At 72.5% G+C, this 19,401-nt stretch carries 18 protein-coding genes; 5 read left to right on the top strand and 13 right to left on the bottom strand.

What is annotated here, in order from left to right; genetic code table 11:
- Positions 1 to 76 precede the first annotated feature (76 nt).
- Together opcA and pgl are read left to right on the top strand one after the other, a co-directional pair.
- Positions 77 to 994, top strand: coding sequence for a glucose-6-phosphate dehydrogenase assembly protein OpcA (gene opcA / locus AC4H2G_RS12540; RefSeq protein WP_494366065.1), 918 nt, complete (start codon positions 77 to 79; stop codon positions 992 to 994).
- Positions 991 to 1,803: a 6-phosphogluconolactonase gene (gene pgl / locus AC4H2G_RS12535; RefSeq protein WP_494366064.1), complete on the top strand. Its 813-nt coding sequence runs from the start codon at positions 991 to 993 to the stop codon at positions 1,801 to 1,803. Before opcA ends, pgl begins: the two co-directional genes overlap by 4 nt.
- Before the next feature lie 193 nt (positions 1,804 to 1,996).
- Here the strand turns inward: pgl and AC4H2G_RS12530 are convergent, their stop codons facing one another.
- The 9 genes from AC4H2G_RS12530 to uvrC form a co-directional block, all read right to left on the bottom strand.
- Positions 1,997 to 2,344, bottom strand: a complete 348-nt coding sequence (locus AC4H2G_RS12530) for an RNA polymerase-binding protein RbpA (protein WP_494366063.1) — start codon at positions 2,342 to 2,344, stop codon at positions 1,997 to 1,999.
- A gap of 96 nt (positions 2,345 to 2,440) precedes the next feature.
- A complete protein-coding gene (secG, locus tag AC4H2G_RS12525) occupies positions 2,441 to 2,683 on the bottom strand; it encodes a preprotein translocase subunit SecG (RefSeq protein WP_454043778.1) in 243 nt (80 codons plus the stop codon).
- A gap of 250 nt (positions 2,684 to 2,933) precedes the next feature.
- Entirely contained in the window at positions 2,934 to 3,725 is a 792-nt protein-coding gene (gene tpiA, locus AC4H2G_RS12520) for a triose-phosphate isomerase (protein WP_494366062.1), read from the bottom strand.
- A gap of 68 nt (positions 3,726 to 3,793) precedes the next feature.
- On the bottom strand, positions 3,794 to 4,993 hold the full coding sequence (locus tag AC4H2G_RS12515) for a phosphoglycerate kinase (protein WP_494366061.1): 1,200 nt from the start codon (positions 4,991 to 4,993) through the stop codon (positions 3,794 to 3,796).
- A gap of 156 nt (positions 4,994 to 5,149) precedes the next feature.
- Entirely contained in the window at positions 5,150 to 6,154 is a 1,005-nt protein-coding gene (gap, locus tag AC4H2G_RS12510) for a type I glyceraldehyde-3-phosphate dehydrogenase (protein WP_251151132.1), read from the bottom strand.
- A gap of 383 nt (positions 6,155 to 6,537) precedes the next feature.
- Positions 6,538 to 7,518 (bottom strand): DNA-binding protein WhiA, encoded by a 981-nt coding sequence (gene whiA / locus AC4H2G_RS12505; protein WP_494366060.1) that lies wholly within the window; start codon positions 7,516 to 7,518, stop codon positions 6,538 to 6,540.
- A gap of 44 nt (positions 7,519 to 7,562) precedes the next feature.
- Positions 7,563 to 8,528, bottom strand: coding sequence for a gluconeogenesis factor YvcK family protein (locus tag AC4H2G_RS12500; protein ID WP_494366059.1), 966 nt, complete (start codon positions 8,526 to 8,528; stop codon positions 7,563 to 7,565).
- 7 nt (positions 8,529 to 8,535) lie between these two features.
- Positions 8,536 to 9,474, bottom strand: a complete 939-nt coding sequence (gene rapZ, locus AC4H2G_RS12495) for an RNase adapter RapZ (RefSeq protein ID WP_494366058.1) — start codon at positions 9,472 to 9,474, stop codon at positions 8,536 to 8,538.
- 20 nt (positions 9,475 to 9,494) lie between these two features.
- Positions 9,495 to 11,591, bottom strand: coding sequence for an excinuclease ABC subunit UvrC (uvrC, locus tag AC4H2G_RS12490; protein WP_494366057.1), 2,097 nt, complete (start codon positions 11,589 to 11,591; stop codon positions 9,495 to 9,497).
- Between the two features lie 108 nt (positions 11,592 to 11,699).
- On the opposite strand from uvrC, the gene AC4H2G_RS12485 reads away from it, so the two are divergent.
- Positions 11,700 to 12,185: an OsmC family protein gene (locus tag AC4H2G_RS12485; RefSeq protein WP_494366056.1), complete on the top strand. Its 486-nt coding sequence runs from the start codon at positions 11,700 to 11,702 to the stop codon at positions 12,183 to 12,185.
- 76 nt (positions 12,186 to 12,261) lie between these two features.
- On the opposite strand, the gene uvrA is transcribed toward AC4H2G_RS12485, so the two are convergent.
- Positions 12,262 to 15,249, bottom strand: coding sequence for an excinuclease ABC subunit UvrA (gene uvrA, locus AC4H2G_RS12480; RefSeq protein ID WP_494366055.1), 2,988 nt, complete (start codon positions 15,247 to 15,249; stop codon positions 12,262 to 12,264).
- A gap of 136 nt (positions 15,250 to 15,385) precedes the next feature.
- On the opposite strand from uvrA, the gene AC4H2G_RS12475 reads away from it, so the two are divergent.
- The gene (locus AC4H2G_RS12475; protein ID WP_494366054.1) at positions 15,386 to 16,111 is read left to right on the top strand and encodes an MBL fold metallo-hydrolase; all 726 of its coding nucleotides are present in this window, start codon (positions 15,386 to 15,388) and stop codon (positions 16,109 to 16,111) included.
- Between the two features lie 55 nt (positions 16,112 to 16,166).
- Here AC4H2G_RS12475 and AC4H2G_RS12470 read toward each other — a convergent pair whose 3' ends face one another.
- Positions 16,167 to 16,910, bottom strand: coding sequence for a Type 1 glutamine amidotransferase-like domain-containing protein (locus AC4H2G_RS12470; protein WP_494366053.1), 744 nt, complete (start codon positions 16,908 to 16,910; stop codon positions 16,167 to 16,169).
- 114 nt (positions 16,911 to 17,024) lie between these two features.
- Here AC4H2G_RS12470 and AC4H2G_RS12465 point away from each other — a divergent pair, with 114 nt between their 5' ends.
- Positions 17,025 to 17,324 carry a YciI family protein gene (locus AC4H2G_RS12465; protein WP_494366052.1) on the top strand — a complete coding sequence of 100 codons (300 nt, stop codon included), beginning with the start codon at positions 17,025 to 17,027 and terminating at the stop codon, positions 17,322 to 17,324.
- 4 nt (positions 17,325 to 17,328) lie between these two features.
- On the opposite strand, the gene AC4H2G_RS12460 is transcribed toward AC4H2G_RS12465, so the two are convergent.
- Both AC4H2G_RS12460 and AC4H2G_RS12455 read right to left on the bottom strand, forming a co-directional pair.
- The gene (locus AC4H2G_RS12460) at positions 17,329 to 18,387 is read right to left on the bottom strand and encodes a TerC family protein (RefSeq protein WP_494366051.1); all 1,059 of its coding nucleotides are present in this window, start codon (positions 18,385 to 18,387) and stop codon (positions 17,329 to 17,331) included.
- Positions 18,387 to 19,391: a TerC family protein gene (locus AC4H2G_RS12455; RefSeq protein WP_494366050.1), complete on the bottom strand. Its 1,005-nt coding sequence runs from the start codon at positions 19,389 to 19,391 to the stop codon at positions 18,387 to 18,389. Before AC4H2G_RS12455 ends, AC4H2G_RS12460 begins: the two co-directional genes overlap by 1 nt.
- Between the last annotated feature and the right edge of the window lie 10 nt (positions 19,392 to 19,401).

Here is a 19,401-nt window from a genome sequence, read left to right as displayed (position 1 = left end):
ACCGCGCCGCCGGACAGCACCGACCCGCGCGCCGCTCGGCGCGCACCGCCAGCACGCGACCGGGGAGGACCCCGCGATGATCATCGACCTGCCCGACACCACGACGAACGCGGTCAACAAGCGCCTCGTGCGCCTCCGGGACGAGGGCGGCGCGATCGCCCTCGGTCGTGTCCTGACGCTCGTCGTCATCGCGCGCGAGTCCGACGTCGAGACCTCGATCGAGGCCGCGAACGACGCGAGCCGCGAGCACCCGTGCCGGGTCGTGGTCGTGGCGCCCGCCGCGCGCGGCAGCGACGCGCGCCTCGACGCCCAGATCCGCGTGGGCGGCGACGCCGGCGCGTCGGAGGTCGTCGTGCTGCGCACCTCGGGCCCACTGCTCGAGCACGCCGACACCCTGGTCATGCCCCTCCTGCTCCCCGACGCGCCGATCGTCGTGTGGTGGCCCGGCGAGCCGCCTGCCTCCCCGGACGACGACCCGGTCGGTGCGATGGCGCAGCGCCGGATCACGGACTCCATCACGGCCAAGGACCCCGAGGCGACGCTCGCCGCGCTCGCCACGACCTACGGCCCCGGGGACTCGGACCTCGCCTGGGCACGCGTCACGCTGTGGCGCGGGCTCATCGCCGCGGCCCTCGACCAGCCGCCGTACGACCCGGTGACCAGCGTGACCGTCGAGGGGCAGGCGAAGCACACGTCGCTCGACCTGCTCGCCGCGTGGCTCGGCCAGCGCCTGCGCTGCCCCGCGGAGGTCGTGCGACGCCGCGGCGCCGAGGCGATCACGCGCGTGACGCTCGAGCGCAAGAGCGGCCCTGTCGTCCTCGACCGGCCCGACGGCCGCACGGTGACGATCAGCCAGCCCGGCAAGCCGGACCGCCGGGTCGCCCTGCCGATCCGCACGCTCAGCGAAGCCCTCATCGAGGAGCTGCGGCGCCTCGACCCCGACGAGGTCTACGGCGAGGTGCTGACCAAGGGGCTCACCAAGGTGGGCGCGTGAGCGGCCCGGGCGCGGTGGCTCCCGGGGCCGCCCACGCCTCGCACGCGCGCCTCGTCGTCGTGCACCCGGACGGCGCCGTCCTCGCCGAGGCCGTCGCCTCGCGGCTCGTGACGCGCCTGCTCGACGTGCAGTCGACGCGCCGCCCCGTGCACGTCGTCCTGACGGGCGGGACGGTCGGGATCGCGAGCCTCGCGGCGCTCGCGCGCCACCCGGCGCGCGACGCCGTCGACTGGTCCGGCGTGCACCTGTGGTGGGGGGACGAGCGGTTCCTCGCGTCCGGGGACCCCGAGCGCAACGAGACGCAGGCCCGCGACGCGCTCCTCGCCCACCTGCCGCACCTCGCCGCGGAGAACGTGCACCCGATGCCCGCGGCCGACGTCGTCGCGACGCCGGAGGACTCCGCGGCGCGGTACGCCGACGAGCTCGCCGCGCACGCCGCCGACGGCTCGGCCGTCCCGGAGTTCGACGTCCTGCTCCTCGGGATGGGGCCGGACGGTCACGTCGCCTCGTTGTTCCCCGGCCACCCCGGCCTGGACGTGTCGGGGGTGCCGACGGCGGGCGTGCACGGGTCACCGAAGCCCCCGCCGGAGCGCGTGACCCTGACGTTCGAGGCCCTCGCGGCCGCGCGTCAGGTGTGGGTCGTCGCGGCGGGCGCGGAGAAGGCTCCCGCCGTGGCGTCGGCTCTCGGCGGCGCAGATCGTCACGACACCCCCGCGGCCGCCGTCGCCGGTACGGAGCGCACGCTCTGGCTCGTCGACGTCGCGGCGGCCGGGACCGGCGACGCGGCCGAGGGCAGCGCGACGGGCTAGGCCCGGGCGGGTGCGTCGTCGTCCGGACGCCGACGCAGCGCACGACGACGCACCGCACCAGCACGGCCCGCCTCCCCACGCTCGGCGTGGGCAGGCGGGCCGTGCTGTGTCGCGTTCGGGTCGTGCGGGGCGTCCTGGACGTTCGGGTCGTGCGGGACGCCTGCGTCCGTCGAACCGGCGCCTGCGCGCGTCCTCAGCGTCCGCGGCGGGCCCGCAGCGCGGCGAGCGCCTCGTCGAGGATGGCGACGCCGTCCTCGTCGGAACGCCGCTCCTTCACGTACGCGAGATGCGTCTTGTAGGGCTCGTTGCGCACCGGGACCGGCGGGTTCTCGGGGTCCTGGCCAGCGGGAAAACCGCACCGCGGGCAGTCCCAGGTCTCGGGCGCCTCGATGCCGGCCTCGGACGAGAAGCTCGGCCGCGTCTCGTGGCCGTTGGCGCACCAGTACGAGACCCCGAACCGGGGAGCCATGTCGCCGCGCTCCGACTCGCCGAGCGGCCCGGCACCCACCCGCGACCCGCGGATCGCGCTACCACCTGCCACGTCTACTCCCCCGTCATGCGTGCCACCGTCGGCACCCGGTCGTTGCCGGCGGAGCACCTCGCCCCGCCCGACGCCGCCCCGTCCGGGGCGGCGTGGTCAGCTCACCTTCTGGATCAGACCCAGCAGGACGATGACGACGGCCCAGACGAGCGCGAAGGTCACCGTGATGCGGTTGAGGTTGCGCTCGGCGACGCCGGAGCTGCCCACCGAGCTCGAGATCCCGCCGCCGAACATGTCGGAGAGGCCGCCGCCCTTGCCCTTGTGCATGAGCACGAGCAGCGTGAGGAAGCCGCTGGTGAGCACCAGCAGGATCTGGAGGATGATGCGCAGCGCGTCCACGAGTACGTCCTTGAGGCTCAGGGTCGGCTCGACGACGTCGAGGGCGACCGCTCGGTTGTCGTGCGCAGGCCGTGGCCTGCCGCACAGGGGACAAGAGTAGGCGACGCGGGGCCACCACGGCCAACCTCCGCCGGGGCGTCTCGCGTGCTGGCCACCGATGCCCGTCCGCGCGAGGCGGATGCTCGGGCGATACGGGGGCGGGGCCCCGCGGTCCCCGGTCGCACGCGCGACCGGGGACCGCGGGCACGGCTCATGCGGTGGCGTGCGCCTGGTAGCGCGCGATCTTCGCGAACTCCTCGGGGTCGAGGCTCGCGCCGCCGACGAGCGCGCCGTCGACGTCGGGCTGCGCCATGATCGCCGCCACGTTGGACGACTTCACGGAGCCGCCGTACAGGACGCGCGTCGCCGCGGCGAGGTCACCGTCGTAGAGATCGCCGAGGGCGCCGCGGATCGCACCGCAGACCTCCTGCGCGTCCTCGGGGGTCGCGACCTCGCCGGTGCCGATGGCCCAGACGGGCTCGTAGGCGATGACGAGGTCGGCGAGCTGCGCGGCCGGCAGCCCGGCCAGCGCGCCCTCGACCTGGGCGAGCGTGTAGGCGATCTGCTCGCCCGCCTTGCGGACGTCGAGGCCCTCGCCGACGCAGAGGATCGGGGCGAGGCCCTGGCCGACGGCCGCGACGATCTTCTCGTTGACGAGCGCGTCGGACTCGCCGTGGTACTGGCGGCGCTCGGAGTGCCCGATCGCGACGTAGGAGACGCCGAGCTTCGCGAGCATCGAGGCGGAGATCTCGCCGGTGTACGCGCCCTCGGCGTGCGCCGAGACGTCCTGAGCCCCGTACTTCAGCTCGAGCTTGTCGGCGTCGACCAGCGTCTGCACCGAGCGCAGGTCGGTGAAGGGCGGCAGCACGGCGACCTCGACGGCCGCGTAGTCGTGCTTCGCGTCCTTGAGGGTCCACGCCAGCTTCTGCACGGTGTGCGTCGCCTGGTGGTGGTCCAGGTTCATCTTCCAGTTGCCCGCCATGAGCGGGGTGCGGTTCGCCACGATCGTCTTCTCTCGTCGTGACGCGCGGCCCCGGCCCGGGGCCGCGCGTCGGGGATGTACAGGGGGGATCAGGCCTCGAGGACCGAGATCCCCGGCAGGTCCTTGCCCTCGAGGAACTCGAGGCTCGCGCCGCCACCGGTCGAGATGTGGCTGAAGCCGGCCTCGTCGAACCCGAGGGTGCGCACGGCCGCCGCGGAGTCGCCGCCGCCGACGATCGTGAAGGCGCCCTGGGCGGTCGCGTCGACGAGCGCCTGGGCCACGGCCCGCGTGCCGCCGGCGAACGCGTCGAACTCGAAGACGCCCATCGGGCCGTTCCACACGACGGTCTTCGCGTCGACGATCTTGCTCGCGAACAGCTCGGCCGAGGCGGGGCCGATGTCGAGCCCGATCTTGTCCGCGGGGATCGCGTCGGCGGCGACGACCTCGTGCGGCGAGTCGGCGGCGAACGCGTCCGCCACGACGATGTCGGTGGGCAGGACGATCTCGACGCCGTTCTTCTCGGCGTCGGCGAGGTAGCCCTTCACCGTGTCGATCTGGTCGGCCTCGAGCAGCGACTTGCCGACCTGGTGGCCCTGGGCCGCGAGGAACGTGAACACCATGCCGCCGCCGATGAGCAGGCGGTCCGCCTTGGTCAGCAGGTTCGCGATGACGCCGAGCTTGTCCGAGACCTTCGAGCCGCCGAGCACGACGGCGTACGGGCGCTGCGGGTCCTCGGTCGCGCGCTTGAGGGAGTCGACCTCCTTGAGCACGAGCTCGCCGACGGCGGCGGGCCGCACCTGCGCGACGTCGTAGACGGACGCCTGCTTGCGGTGCACGACGCCGAAGCCGTCGGACACGAAGGCGTCGGCGAGACCCGCGAGGTCGCTCGCGAGGGACCGGCGCTCGGCCTCGTCTTTGGAGGTCTCGCGCGCGTCGAAGCGGATGTTCTCCAGCAGCGCGACCTCGCCCTCGCCGAGACCGGCGACGGTCTCCTGGGCGGAGGTGCCCACGACGTCCTCCGCGAGGTGCACCGGGACGCCGAGCAGCTCGCCGAGGCGGGCCGCGACCGGCGCGAGCGAGTACTTCGCGTCCGGCTCGCCCTTGGGGCGCCCCAGGTGCGCCGTGACGATCACCTTCGCGCCGGCGTCCGTGAGCCTCTTCAGCGTGGGCAGGGCGGCGCGGATGCGGCCGTCGTCCGTGATGGTCGTCCCGTCGAGCGGGACGTTGAAGTCCGAGCGGACCAGCACGCGCTTGCCGCGCAGGTCGCCCAGGTCGTCGATGGTCTTCATGCGGTCTCCTACGGTTCGGTCGCCGTCGTGCGGGGCTCCGGCGTCCTGCCGGCACGGCCCGCACATGAGGACGTCCGCGTGCGCGTCACCGGCCGTGGCCGGGGACGCGCACGCGGACGCATGGTGCTCAGGGCTGGCGCTACGGGAGCGGCAGGGTCAGAGCTTGTCGCCGACCAGCTGGGTCAGCGCGACGAGGCTGTTCGAGTAGCCCCACTCGTTGTCGTACCAGGAGACGACCTTGACCTGGTCGCCGATCACCTTGGTGAGCTTCGAGTCGAAGATGCTCTGGTGCGGGTCGGTGACGATGTCGCTCGAGACGATCTCGTCCTCGACGTAGGACAGGACGCCCTTGAGCGGGCCCTCGGCGGCAGCCTTGACCGCGGCGTTGACCTCCTCGACCGTGACCTCCTTGGAGGCGGTGAAGGTGAGGTCCGTGGCCGAGCCGGTGATCGTCGGCACGCGGAGCGCGAAGCCGTCGAGCTTGCCCTTGAGCTCGGGGAGCACGAGGGAGACGGCCTTGGCGGCACCCGTCGAGGTGGGGACGATGTTCTGCGCGGCGGCGCGGGCGCGACGCAGGTCGCGGTGCGGGCCGTCCTGCAGGTTCTGGTCGCCCGTGTAGGCGTGGATCGTGGTCATGAGGCCACGCTCGATGCCGATCGAGTCGTTGAGCGCCTTCGCGAGCGGGGCGAGGCAGTTCGTGGTGCACGACGCGTTCGAGATGATGTGGTGCGCGGCCGGGTCGTACTGGTCCGAGTTCACGCCGACGACGAACGTCGCGTCCTCGTTCTTCGCCGGGGCCGAGATGATGACCTTCTTGGCGCCGCCGTCGATGTGCGCCTTGGCCTTCGTCGCGTCGGTGAAGAAGCCGGTCGACTCGATGACGATGTCGGCGCCCAGCTCGCCCCAGGGGAGGTTGGCGGGGTCGCGCTCGGCGAGCGCACGGATCTTCTTGCCGTCGACGATGATGTTCTCGTCGTCGAAGTCCACGCTCAGGGGGAAACGGCCGAGGACCGTGTCGTACTTGAGCAGGTGCGCGAGCGTCTTGTTGTCGGTGAGGTCGTTGACCCCCACGATCTCGATGTCAGCGCCCGACGCCACGATGGCGCGGTAGAAGTTCCGTCCGATACGACCGAAGCCGTTGATACCGACGCGGATGGTCACAATGCCCTCCTCAGGGCGCGCCGGGTGTACCGACGCACACGGTTGATGCCGAACGATCACGTACGACGGCGTACGCAGGTGGTGATCACGCCCGTGCTCGCTGCCCGATCATCGGCTCAGCACCCGTCGTGCTCGCGGGAACGTCTCGGCGACAGCCGGGACCACCCACGCCCACGAGGGGTGTCAGCGAAGGAGCACGTCGTTGTCACCTGACGTACCCGAGCCTATACCAACACCTCTCCATCGTGTGACCTGGATCCCACGCTTCGGGACCATGGTCCCGAAGGTGCGTGCCGTCCACGCTGCCACGTGTCGCGGGGCGCGCAACAGGACCCGGCGCGCCGCGCGCTGCCGGTGCCGTCGACGACCGAGGCCCGGCTCCGTCAGAGGTCGAGGAGCTCCGGGCTCAGCCCCGCCTCGGTGTCCGGGATGCCCAGCTCGGAGGCCTTCTTGTCCGCGGTCGACAGCAGCCGGCGGATACGGCCGGCGACGGCGTCCTTGGTCAGCGGCGGGTCGGCGAGCTGGCCGAGCTCCTCGAGGGACGCCTGCTTGTGGGCCAGGCGCAGCTCGCCGGCCTCGCGCAGGTGGTCGGGCAGGTCGGGGCCGAGGATCTCGAAGGCCCGCTCGACGCGGGCACCCGCCGCGACCGCGGCGCGGGCCGAGCGGCGCAGGTTCGCGTCGTCGAAGTTCGCGAGGCGGTTCGCCGTGCCACGGACCTCGCGGCGCGTGCGCCGCTCCTCCCAGACGAGGACGGCGTCGTGGGCGCCGAGCCGCGTGAGGAGCGCGCTGATCGCGTCGCCGTCGCGGATGACCACCCGGTCGATGCCGCGCACCTCGCGCGACTTCGCGGAGATCCCCAGCCGTCGCGCCGCGCCCACGAGCGCGAGCGCGGCCTCCGGGCCGGGGCAGGTCACCTCGAGCGCGGACGAGCGTCCCGGCTCCGTGAGCGAGCCGTGCGCGAGGAACGCACCGCGCCACGCCGCCTCGGACTCCTCGACCCCGCCGGAGACGACCTGCGGCGGCAGGCCGCGCACGGGGCGACCCCGCTGGTCCAGGAGCCCGGTCTGGCGGGCGAGCGACTCGCCGTCGCGCACGACGCGCACCACGTAGCGGCTGCTCTTGCGCAGGCCGCCCGCCGAGACGACGATCAGCTCGCTGGTGTGCCCGTAGACGTCCGCGATGGTCTCGCGCAGGCGCCGGGCGGCGATCGCGGTGTCGAGCTCGGCCTCGATGACGATGCGACCGGAGATGAGGTGCAGGCCGCCCGAGAAGCGGAGCATCGCCGAGACCTCGGCCTTGCGGCAGGAGGTTTTGTCCACCCGCACCCGAGCCAGCTCGTCCTTCACCTGTGCCGTGAGCGCCATGGCGACATCCTGCCATCGATCGACGGGCCGGGCGGGCGGTCGGGTCAGCGCGTGCGCGTCCCGACGTCGCCGAGGAAGTCGTCGAAGACGTCGCGGTACGCCGCGGCGAGACGCAGGGCGTCGTGGCGCGCCGTGCCGTCGCCGAGCGCGACCTGGCGCAGCAGGAGACGTGCCCCCATGCGCTGCGCCGCCTCGGCCAGCTGCTCCGTGTCCTCCACCGCGGTCGGGTCGGCGACGACGGCGTCGATCAGGAGGCCGGGCGCGTGCTTGTGCAGCGCCTCGAGGTGGTCGGTCGCCGAGAGCCCGTAGGTCTCGCCGGTCTCGCTCGACAGGTTGAGCGTCACGCAGCGGCGCGCGCTCGTCTCGTGCAGCGCCGTGGCGAGCTCGGGGACCAGGAGGTGCGGCATGACCGACGAGAACCACGACCCCGGCCCGAGGACGACCCAGTCCGCGTCCCGCACGGCGGCGACGGCCTCGGGGCACGCCGGCGGGTCGGGCGGCACGAGCCGCAGCTGCTCGATGCGTCCGTGGGTCACCGCGACCTGGCTCTGCCCGACGACGGTCTCGAGCCCGTCCCCGGTCCGCACGTCCGCCTCGATGCCCAGCGGCACGGCCGCCATGGGGAGCACGCGACCGCGCGCCCCGAGCAGGCGCCCGACCCAGTCGAGCCCGGCGACCGGGTCGTCGAGGAGCTCCCAGAGCGCGACGATGAGCAGGTTCCCCACGGCGTGGTTGTCGAGGTCGCCCTCGGACGTGAACCGGTGCTGCAGGAGCGCGCTCCACGTCCGGCCCCACTCGGAGTCGTCGCACAGCGCCGCGAGCGCCATGCGCAGGTCGCCCGGGGGCAGGACGCCCAGCTCGGTGCGCAACCGCCCGGACGAACCGCCGTCGTCGGCGACCGTGACGACGGCGGTGAGCCGGTCGGACATCAGCCGCAGCGCCGACAGGCTCGCGGACAGGCCGTGACCGCCGCCGAGCGCGACGACGGCCGGGGACCTCCTCGTGACCACGGCCGGCTCACTCCTTCCCGAGGTCGCGTGCCGTGACGGTCACGCGCTGACCCTGAGCGCGCAGGCGCGCCGCGATCGCCTCGCTGATCGCGACGGAACGGTGCTTGCCGCCCGTGCACCCGACGGCGATCGTGACGTAGCGCTTCTCCTCGCCGAGGTAGCCCGCGAGGACCGGCTCGAGGGCGCTGACGTAGCGGTCGACGAACTCGATCGCGCCGGGCCGGCCGAGGACGTAGTCGCGCACCGGGACGTCGCGGCCGGTGAGGTGGCGCAGCTCGGTGATCCAGTACGGGTTCGCGAGGAACCGCACGTCGACGACGTGGTCCGCGTCCAGCGGCAGCCCGTACTTGAAGCCGAACGAGACGACGTTGATCCGCAGGGTGTCGGGCGTGCCCTCCGCGACGGCGGACCGCACCTCGCGCGCGAGGTCGTGCACGTTGAGCTCGGACGTGTCGATGACGACGTCGGCTCGTTCCTCGAGGCTCGCGAGCAGCCGTCGCTCCTCCCCGAGACCGTCGAGGATGCGCCCCTCCCCCTGCAGCGGGTGCGGTCGGCGCACCTGCTCGTACCGGCGCACGAGGACCTCGTCCGAGGCGTCGAGGAAGAGGATCCGGTAGAAGACGCCGTTCTGGCGCAGGTGGTCGAGGACCTCCACCAGATCGGTGAAGAACTCTCGTCCCCGCACGTCCACGACGGCGCCGATGCGCTCGAGCGTCGAGCCCGACCGGGTCATGAGGTCGACCAGCGGCACGATCATGCGCGGCGGCAGGTTGTCGACGACGTACCAGTCGAGGTCCTCGAGGACCGCGGCGGCACGCGAGCGCCCCGCACCGGACATGCCGGTGATGATGAGCACCTCCGGCTCACGTCGCTCGGGCGCGTGCGTGGCCGCCTCGATCGCCGGGATGCCGCTCGGGACCGTGGTCGGGGAGGGTTCCGGTCTCATGGTCCCAGCATGCCAGCCGGTCACGGGCGGACGGTGGCGGTGTCCGCGACCGGTGTGTCCGCGAGCGCGGCGACGACGGCCTGCGCCGTGCGCGCTCCCATCCCCGGGACCGTCGCGATCTCCTCGGCGCTCGCCGCGCGCAGGCGCTTGACCGAGCCGAAGTGCTTGAGCAGCGCGGCCTTGCGCGCCGGGCCCAGGCCCGGGACGTCGTCGAGCGCCGAGGCCGTCATGCCCTTGCTGCGCTTCCTGCGGTGCTGGCTGATCGCGAACCGGTGGGCCTCGTCGCGCACGCGCTGCAGCAGGTAGAGACCCTCCGACGAGCGCTGCATGATCACGGGGTAGTCCTCGCCCGGGAGCCAGACCTCCTCGAGGCGTTTCGCCAGGCCGCACAGCGCGACGTCGTCGACGCCCAGCTCGGCGAGCGCGCGGGCGGCGGCCGCGACCTGGGGCGGGCCGCCGTCGACCACGACGAGGTTCGGCGGGTAGGCGAAGCGCGCACGACGGTCCGTCGGGGCGTCGGGGTCCACCTCGCCGCTGCGCGGCACGTAGCCGGCGACGGCCGCCGCGCGCTCCGCCTCGCGGTCGGCGGCGTCGGCCGCGCCACCGACGTCGTCGGCCTCGAGGTCCATCTCGACCTCGCCCGAGCGCGAGCGGTCCGCGACGTATCGCTTGAACCGGCGCGAGATGACCTCGTGCATCGCGGCGGTGTCGTCGCGTGCGCCGTCGCCCTCGGGCCCGCGGACCGTGAAGTGCCGGTACTCGCTCTTGCGGGCGAGCCCGTCCTCGAAGACGACCATGGACGCGACCTGGTACGTGCCCTGGTTGTGCGAGACGTCGTAGCACTCGATCCGCAGGGGCGCGGTGTCCAGGTCGAGCGCCTCCTGGATCTCCCGCAGCGCCTGGCTGCGCGTCGTGAGGTCTCCCGCGCGGCGCGTGCGATGCAGCGCGAGGGCGTGCTCGGCGTTGGCCCGCACGGTCGCGGCGAGCTCCTTCTTGTCCCCGCGCTGCGGCACGCGCACGTCGACCCGCGCCCCGCGCAGGCCGGTCAGCCACGTGGTCACCTGGTCGGTGTCCGGCGGCAGGACCGGGACGAGCACCTCGCGCGGGACCGCTTCCTGCATCGCCGCGCGCCGCCCGCGGGCCGCGTCCGCGCTGCGCGCGTCGACCGCCGCGGCCTCCTCCGCCGCGCCGTACACCTGCTGCAGGAGGTGCTCGACGAGCTCGGCGTCCGTGACGTCCTCGACCTTCTCCACGATCCACCCGCGCTGGCCGCGGATGCGACCACCGCGGACGTGGAACACCTGGACCGCCGCCTCGAGCTCGTCGCCCGCGAGCGCGAACACGTCGGCGTCCGTCGCGTCGCCGAGCACCACGGCGTTCTTCTCCGTGGCCCGCTGGAGCGCGCCCAGGTCGTCGCGCAGGCGCGCCGCGGCCTCGTACTCCATCGCGGCCGCGGCCTCCCGCATCTTGCGCTCGAGGCGCTTGACGAAGCGCTGCGTGTCACCCGCCATGAAGTCGCAGAAGTCCGCCGCGAGCGCCTGGTGATCCTCGGGCGTGATGCGCCCGACGCACGGCGCCGAGCACTTGTCGATGTAGCCCAGCAGGCAGGGTCGGCCCGTCTGGTGCGCCCGCTTGAAGACGCCCGCCGAGCAGGTGCGCACGGGGAAGACGCGCAGCAGGAGGTCGAGCGTCTCGCGGATCGCCCACGCGTGGCCGTACGGACCGAAGTACCGCGTCCCGGGCCGCTTCGCGCCGCGCATGACCTGCGCCCGGGGAAACTCCTCCCCCATCGTCACCGCGAGGTACGGGTACGACTTGTCGTCGCGGTACTTCACGTTGAACCGCGGGTCGAACTCCTTGATCCACGTGTACTCGAGCGCGAGCGCCTCGACCTCGGTCCCCACGACGGTCCACTCGACGGACGCCGCGGTGGTGACCATCGTCTGGGTGCGGTGGTGCAGGTTCGCGACGTCCTGGAAGTAGCTCGACAAGCGCGCCCGCAGGTTCTTCGCCTTGCCGACGTAGATGACGCGGCCGTTCTCGTCCCGGAACCGGTAGACGCCGGGCGAGGTCGGTATCTCCCCCGGCGCAGGGCGGTACGTCGCGGGATCAGCCATGTTCTCCAGCCTAGGTCAGGCCACCGACGCGACGGTCGGCGGGCACGTCTGGGACGCCGGGCCGCCACGCTCGGGTGATGCGGGCCACACCCGGTTAGGGTGACGGTCATGAGCGCACAGCACGGGTACACCGCCACCGTCCGCTGGACGGGCGCGGGCGACGCAGGAACTGCGTCCTACACGTCGTACAGCCGCGACCACGACGTCCTGCTCGCCGGTCGTCCACTGTTGCCCGGGTCGTCCGACCCCGCGTTCCGCGGCGACCCGACGCGGTACAGCCCCGAGGAGCTGTTCGTGGTGAGCCTGTCGCAGTGCCACATGCTGTGGTTCCTCCACGTCGCGGCGGCTGCGGGCGTCGTAGTGCGCGAGTATGTCGACGAGGCGACGGGCACGATGCGCGTCGAGTCGCGCGGCGAGGGTCAGTTCACCGACGTGACGCTGCACCCGCGCGTCGTGGTCGACGACGGTCCGGGCACCGACGACGAGGCCCTCGCCGTCCTGCACCACCGCGCGCACGACCACTGCTTCATCGCGCGCTCGGTGAACTTCCGCGTCCTCGTCGAACCGGCTCCGGCGCGTCGCGCTGCGGCCTGACGGCAGCGCGCCCCCGGGCAAAGGGGTCCGGACCGCGGCCCGAGGCGCGTCAGGCGGGACCGCGGCCCGAGGTACGTCAGGCCGCGGACTCCTTGCGCCGCGCGGTGCTCCGCCCGGGTCCGGACTCGTCGGTCGCCCGACGCGCTCGGGAGGACCGCCCCTTCGCCGGGGCGGCCGCCGGCGCGACGTCCTGCGCCGTCGGTGCGCCGACGGGCACGTCGGGGTGCTCGTCGAGGACCTTCGCGAGGAACTGCCCGGTGTGGCTCGCGGCGACGCGCGCGACCTGCTCGGGCGTGCCCTGGGCGACGACCTTCCCGCCGCCGGAACCGCCCTCGGGACCCATGTCCACGACCCAGTCCGCGCTCTTGATGACGTCGAGGTTGTGCTCGATGACGAGGACCGAGTTGCCCTTGTCGACGAGCGACTGCAGCACGCCGAGCAGCTTCCTGATGTCCTCGAAGTGCAGGCCCGTCGTCGGCTCGTCGAGCACGTAGATCGTGCGGCCGGTCGAGCGCTTCTGCAGCTCGCTCGCGAGCTTGACGCGCTGCGCCTCGCCGCCCGACAGCGTCGGGGCGGGCTGCCCGAGCCGGACGTAGCCGAGCCCCACCTCGACCAAGGTCTTGAGGTGGCGCGAGATCGCCGGGACCGCGGCGAAGAACTCCGCGGCCTCCTCGATCGGCATGTCCAGCACGTCCGCGACCGTCTTGCCCTTGAAGTGGACCTCGAGCGTCTCGCGGTTGTACCGCGCGCCGTGGCAGACCTCGCACGGGACGTAGACGTCGGGGAGGAAGTTCATCTCGATCTTCAGCGTGCCGTCGCCCGAGCACGCCTCGCAGCGCCCGCCCTTGACGTTGAACGAGAACCGGCCCGGCGTGTAGCCGCGCACCTTGGCCTCGGTGGTCTCCGCGAAGAGCTTGCGCACGTGGTCCCACACGCCCGTGTACGTCGCGGGGTTCGAGCGCGGCGTGCGCCCGATCGGGCCCTGGTCGACGTGCACCACCTTGTCGAGGTGGTCGAGACCGGTGACGCGCGTGTGCCGCCCGGCGACCTGGCGGGCGCCGTTGAGCTCGTTCGCGAGCACCGTGTAGAGGATCGAGTTGACGAGCGTCGACTTGCCCGACCCCGACACGCCCGTCACGGCCGTGAAGGTCCCGAGCGGGAAGCTCACGTCGATGCCCGTGAGGTTGTGCTCGCGCGCGCCGACCACCGTGACCTGCCGGTCCGGGTCCGTCGGACGCCGCTCCGCGGGCAACGGGATGCTCCGCCGGCCGGACAGGTACGCGCCCGTGACGGACTCCGGCGCCTCGAGCAGACCGGCGTAGTCGCCCGAGTGGACGACGCGACCGCCGTGCTCACCCGCGCCCGGGCCGATGTCGACGATCCAGTCCGCAGTGCGGATGGTGTCCTCGTCGTGCTCGACGACGATGAGCGTGTTGCCGAGGTCGCGCAGGCGCGTGAGCGTCTCGATGAGGCGCCGGTTGTCCCGCTGGTGCAGGCCGATGCTCGGCTCGTCGAGCACGTAGAGGACGCCGACGAGACCCGAGCCGATCTGCGTCGCGAGCCGGATGCGCTGCGCCTCACCGCCGGACAGCGTCGCCGCCGGCCGCTCGAGCGAGAGGTAGTCCAGGCCGACGTCGAGCAGGAACCCGAGCCGCGCGTCGATCTCCTTGAGGACCTCCGTGGCGATCGCACGCTCGCGCTGGCCGAGCTCGAGCGCGCCGAGGAACTGCGCGGCCTCGCGCAGCGGGAGCCGGCACACGTCCCAGATCGACTTCCCGCCGACCTTGACGGCGAGCACCTCGGGCTTGAGCCGCGCACCGCGGCACACCGGGCACGGCACCTCGCGCATGTACGCCTCGTACTTCTCCTTCGACCAGTCGGACTCGGTCTCGGAGTGACGACGCTCGAGGAACGTGATGACGCCCTCGAAGCCGGTCGAGTACTGGCGCTCGCGCCCCCAGCGGTTCTTGTACCGGACGTGCACCTCGTGGTTCTGCCCGTGCAGGACCGCCGTCCTCGCACGCTCGGGCAGCGCCCGCCACGGGGTGTCCATCGAGAAGCCCAGGTCGTCCGCGAGCGCCGTGAGGACACGCTCGAAGTACTCGGACGAGACCTGCGCCCACGGCGCGACCGCGCCCTCGGCGAGCGACTTCTCCTCGTCCGGGATCACGAGGTCCGGGTCCACCTCGAGACGGAAGCCGATGCCCGTGCACTCGGGGCACGCGCCATAGGGGGCGTTGAAGGAGAACGTGCGCGGCTCGACCTCGTCGAGCGCGAGCTCGTGGTCGTTGGGGCACGCGCGCTTCTCGGAGAACCGACGTTCCCGTGCAGGGTCGTCGGCCTCGGCGTCGACCAGCTCGACGACGACCAGGCCGCCCGCGAGGCCGAGCGCCGTCTCGACCGAGTCGGTGAGCCGGCGCTGCACGCCCTCGCGCGCGACGAGCCGGTCCACGACCACCTCGATGTCGTGCTTGAGCTTCTTCTCGAGCGCCGGCGGGTCGGTGAGGGTGCGCACCTCGCCGTCGACGCGCGCGCGGGCAAAGCCCTTGGCCTGCAGCTCCTTGAAGAGCTCCGAGTACTCGCCCTTGCGACCGCGCACGACCGGCGCGAGCACCTGGTAGCGCGTGCCCTCGGGCAGCTCGAGCAGGCGGTCGACGATCTGCTGCGGCGTCTGGGCGGTCACCCGCTCGCCGCACACCGGGCAGTGCTGCGTGCCCGCGCGCGAGAAGAGCAGGCGCAGGTAGTCGTAGACCTCGGTGATGGTGCCCACCGTCGACCGCGGGTTGCGGTTGGTCGACTTCTGGTCGATCGACACCGCGGGCGACAGCCCTTCGATGAAGTCGACGTCCGGCTTGTCCATCTGACCGAGGAACTGCCGGGCGTACGCGGACAGGGACTCGACGTACCGTCGCTGCCCCTCGGCGAAGATCGTGTCGAACGCGAGGGACGACTTCCCGGAGCCCGACAGGCCGGTGAAGACGATGAGCTGGTCGCGCGGGAGGTCGAGGTCGACGTCGCGGAGATTGTGCTCACGGGCACCGGAGATGACGAGGCGATTGCTCACCGAAGAATGGTACGACCGACCACCGACACTCGCACAGATGTTCGACGCTGTTTCGATGCCTCTCCCCCGGATCCGCACGTCCCGGTCCCCGGAGGTCCACGCCGGTAGACCGTCGCCCGACCGGCAGACTGTGCGCATGACGTACACGGGCGAGGTCGTGGTGGGAGGGCCGGCGGACGTCCGCCGGCTCGACGAGCTCGAGATCTGCAAGGTGGCGGTCGGTCCCCTGGCGAACAACGCGTACGTCCTCACGTGCCGGCGCGCCGGCGAGCGGGTCCTCGTCGACGCCGCGGCCGAGCCGCGCCGGCTGGTCGCCCTGCTCGCCGAGACGGTCCACGAGCCCGGTCACGTGCCCGCAGGTCGGTTGACGACGGTCGTCACGACCCACCGCCACCACGACCATGTCGGGGCGCTGGCCGACGTGCTGGCCGCGACCGGTGCCGTCCTCGCGGTCGGTGACGCGGACGCCGACGCGGTCACGTCGACGACCGGCGTCCCCGTCGGCCGCAGGCTCCGCCACGGTGACACGGTCGCCGTCGGGCGGTCGCTCCTCGAGGTGGTGGCCCTGCGCGGGCACACCCCGGGGTCGATCGCGCTCGCCTACCGCGAGCCGTCGCGCACGCACGCACCCGACGCGGCGGCCGGCCGCGTGCACCTGTTCACCGGCGACTCGCTCTTCCCCGGGGGCGTGGGGAACACCGACCGCGACCCCCGACGGTTCGCACGGCTCCTCGGCGACGTCACGGAGCGGGTGTTCGACCGGTTCGGCGACGACACGTGGGTCTACCCCGGCCACGGCGCGGACACGACGCTCGGCGCGGAGCGCCCCCACCTCGCGGCGTGGCGAGACCGCGGCTGGTGACGTCGGTGCGGGGGCGTCAGCGGGCGTCAGCGGGCGTCAGCGGGCGTCAGCGGGGTCAGCGGGCGCCGCGCAGCACGCGCGGTTCGAGGCGCGCCTCGGCCGCCGTCGGCGCACCGTCGGCGTCGACCTCGCGCCGCACCTCCCACGCTCCGGCGCCGCGGACCTCGGTGACCGCCTCCACGAGGTGCCCACCCCGGTAGACCAGGCCCACGCCGTCGTCCGTCGCGTACGACGTGGGCAGCGTCCCGTCCGCGACGAGTCGCTGCAGGAGCGGGCGGCGTCCGGGCTCGGCGTCGTAGTGGACGCCGTTGCCGTACGGCACGAACGCGAGCCCGTCGGTGACGGGCTGCAGCGTGGGCCCGAACGAGTCCGTCGGGCCACCGACGTGCCAGCACAGGCTCCCGGCGCTGATACCCGCGAGCACGACGCCGCTCTCCCCCACGGTCCGCAGGATCTCGGGCAGGCCGTGCGCCCGCCACACCGCGAGGAGGTTGACGACGGAGCCGCCCCCGACCCACACGACGTCGTGCTCGCGCAAGTAGCCCTCGACGTCGTCGACGTTGGGCATGCTGAACAGGGAGAGGTGCGACATCCGCACCCCGGCGACGCGCGCGGCCTCGTCGAGCTCGGCGTGGAACCACGACTGGTCACCACCGGCGGTGCCGACGTGGCAAACGCGCGGCGCGCCCTGAGCGCCGGCGAGCTCCGCCGCGTGGTGGAGGATCGGCCCGAGCGCGAGGCGCGTCCGGTGCCCGGGTGCGTATCCGCCCGACGTCGCGAGGATCGTGAGGTCGCTCATGCCCCGCGACCCTAGACGCCCTGCGCACCTGCGGCCACGACATTCCGGCCGCAGCACGTGCCGACGTCGCGGACGGGCGCCCGTACCGACGCGGGGCCCTGCTTCAATGGCGCCATGCCGATCCACGCCGTGACCTACGTCTACCCCGACCGTCCCGCCGAGCTCGACGCGGTCCGGGCCGAGCACCGGGCCTTCCTCCGCGGGCTGCACGAGCAGGGGACGCTCCTCGCGTCGGGACCGCTCCCCGCCACGGAGGACGCCGCTGCCGGCGCGCTCCTCGTGCTCGACGCCGCGTCGCCCGCCGCGGTGGCCGAGATCCTCGACGCCGACCCGTTCGCGCGCGCGGGCCTCGTGGCCGACCGCACGGTGCGCCCGTGGTCGCCCGTGATCGGGGACTGGGCGCACCGCGCCTGACGCGCTACCGTGCGTCGACCGGCGCGTCCTCCACCGGGGACCGGCCCTCGTCCGCGGAGGCGTCCTCCACCGCGTCCCCCGACGCGACCGCGCCCTGCGCCCGCGTGCGCAGCAGGCTCGCGACGGTGGTCAAGAGGAGCGCCCCGACGATCACGACGAGCGAGAGCCAGATCGGGACGGTCGGCACGCCGTCGAGGTGCTCGCCGCCGTTGATGAACGGCACGGTGTTCTCGTGCAGTGCCTCGAGCACGAGCTTGACCCCGATGAACCCGAGGATCACCGCGAGCCCGATCGGCAGGTAGACCAGCCGCTCGAGCAGTCCGCCGAGCAGGAAGTACAGCTGGCGCAGGCCCATGAGGGCGAACACATTCGTCGTGAAGACGATGAACGGGTCCTGGGTCAGCCCGAAGATCGCCGGGATCGAGTCGAACGCGAACAACAGGTCGGTGCTGCCGATCGCGAGGAAGACGACGACGAGCGGCGTGAAGACCTTCCGGCCGTCCTCCACCGTGCGCAGGCGGCCGCCGTCGTACCGCGTGCCGATCGGCAGCACGCGGCGCAGCAGGCGGACAGCGCGGTTCTCCTGGTACTCCTCCGGCTCGTCACCACCGGTGACGAGCTTGATCGCGGTGTACACGAGGAACGCGCCGAACAGGTAGAACACCCAGACGAACTGCTCGAGCACCGCGGCGCCCGCGAGGATGAACGCGCCCCGGAGCACGAGCGCGACGATGATCCCCACCATGAGCACACGCTGCTGCTGCTCCTTGGGCACCGCGAACCGCGCCATGATGATGACGAAGACGAAGAGGTTGTCGACCGACAAGCTGTACTCCGTCAGCCAGCCCGCGTAGAACTCCCCGGCAGGCGCCGCTCCGCCGACGGCGCCGACGATCGCCCCGAAGGCGAGCGCGAGGGCGACGTAGAAGCCCACCCAGAGCGCGCTCTCGCGCATCGAAGGGATGTGCGGGCGCCGGCCGACGACGAACAGGTCGACGAGGAGGAGGACGCCGAGCGCCGACAGCGACGCCCACTCGAACCAGAGCGGGAGCTCGTGAACCATCAAGAACCTTCTTCGATGCGCGCGTCCTCACGGCGACGATCGGCGTTCGACCGGGCCAGGCTCGCGACAGTGGTGACCGTCAGGACGACCAGGATGAAGCCCAGGGAGACGGGCGTGGAGATCTCGGGGATCGCGGTGATGTGCTCGCCGCCGTTGATGAACGGGACCTCGTTGGTGTGCATCGCGTGGACGACGAGCTTGATGCCGATGAACCCGAGGATCGCCGCGAGGCCGTAGTTGAGGTAGACGAGGCGGTCGAGCAGCCCGTCGATGAGGAAGTAGAGCTGCCGGAGACCGAGCAGCGAGAACGCGTTCGCGGCGAAGACCAGGTACGTCTCCTGCGTCAGGCCGAAGATCGCCGGGATCGAGTCGACGGCGAAGAGCAGGTCGGCGCTGCCGATCGCGATCATGACGATGAGCATCGGCGTGATGAACCGCTTGCCGTCGATCTTCGTCGTCATGCGGTCGTCGACGTACGTGTCCGTCGTCGGGAACAGGCGGCGCGTGAGACGCAGGACCGCGTTCTCCGAGAACTCCTCGTCGTGCCCGGTCCCGGAACGCGCCTGCGCGACCGCGGTCCAGATGAGGAAGGCACCGAAGATGTAGAAGACCCAGGCCCAGTTCTCGATGACGGCGGCACCCAGGAGGATGAAGATCGTGCGCAGGACCAGCGCGATGGTGATCCCGATGAGCAGGACCTTCTGCTGGTAGAGCCTCGGGACGCGGAAGCTGGTCATGATGAGGACGAACACGAAGAGGTTGTCGACCGACAGGCTCTTCTCGGTGATGTACCCGGCGAAGTACTCGCCGCCGTACGTGCCGCCCCAGACGATCCAGACGATGACGCCGAACACGAGGGCGACGGCGACGTAGGCGATGGACCACCGCGTGGCCTCGCGCAGGCTGGGGGCGTGGGGTGTTCGGACGTGGCCGACGTAGTCGACGGCGAGCATCGCGAGGATGACGCCGACGGTGACGATCCAGACCCAGACGGGGACGTCCATGCAAAAACCT

Source organism: Cellulosimicrobium sp. BMG9.23 (assembly GCF_059159985.1).
The sequence above is the reverse complement of the archived record's forward strand: the minus strand, read 5'-3'. Positions and strand labels throughout refer to the sequence as shown.

Excerpts from the sequence above, each read along its gene's own strand:
- AC4H2G_RS12460 (WP_494366051.1), bottom strand. The coding sequence starts at position 18,387 with ATGGTTCACGAGCTCCCGCTCTGGTTCGAGTGGGCGTCGCTGTCGGCG.
- AC4H2G_RS12465 (WP_494366052.1), top strand. The coding sequence starts at position 17,025 with ATGCCGATCCACGCCGTGACCTACGTCTACCCCGACCGTCCCGCCGAG.
- uvrC (WP_494366057.1), bottom strand. The coding sequence starts at position 11,591 with ATGGCTGATCCCGCGACGTACCGCCCTGCGCCGGGGGAGATACCGACC.
- AC4H2G_RS12515 (WP_494366061.1), bottom strand. The coding sequence starts at position 4,993 with ATGAAGACCATCGACGACCTGGGCGACCTGCGCGGCAAGCGCGTGCTG.
- AC4H2G_RS12470 (WP_494366053.1), bottom strand. The coding sequence starts at position 16,910 with ATGAGCGACCTCACGATCCTCGCGACGTCGGGCGGATACGCACCCGGG.
- whiA (WP_494366060.1), bottom strand. The coding sequence starts at position 7,518 with ATGGCGCTCACGGCACAGGTGAAGGACGAGCTGGCTCGGGTGCGGGTG.
- AC4H2G_RS12455 (WP_494366050.1), bottom strand. The coding sequence starts at position 19,391 with ATGGACGTCCCCGTCTGGGTCTGGATCGTCACCGTCGGCGTCATCCTC.
- opcA (WP_494366065.1), top strand. The coding sequence starts at position 77 with ATGATCATCGACCTGCCCGACACCACGACGAACGCGGTCAACAAGCGC.
- rapZ (WP_494366058.1), bottom strand. The coding sequence starts at position 9,474 with ATGAGACCGGAACCCTCCCCGACCACGGTCCCGAGCGGCATCCCGGCG.
- AC4H2G_RS12485 (WP_494366056.1), top strand. The coding sequence starts at position 11,700 with ATGAGCGCACAGCACGGGTACACCGCCACCGTCCGCTGGACGGGCGCG.
- AC4H2G_RS12475 (WP_494366054.1), top strand. The coding sequence starts at position 15,386 with ATGACGTACACGGGCGAGGTCGTGGTGGGAGGGCCGGCGGACGTCCGC.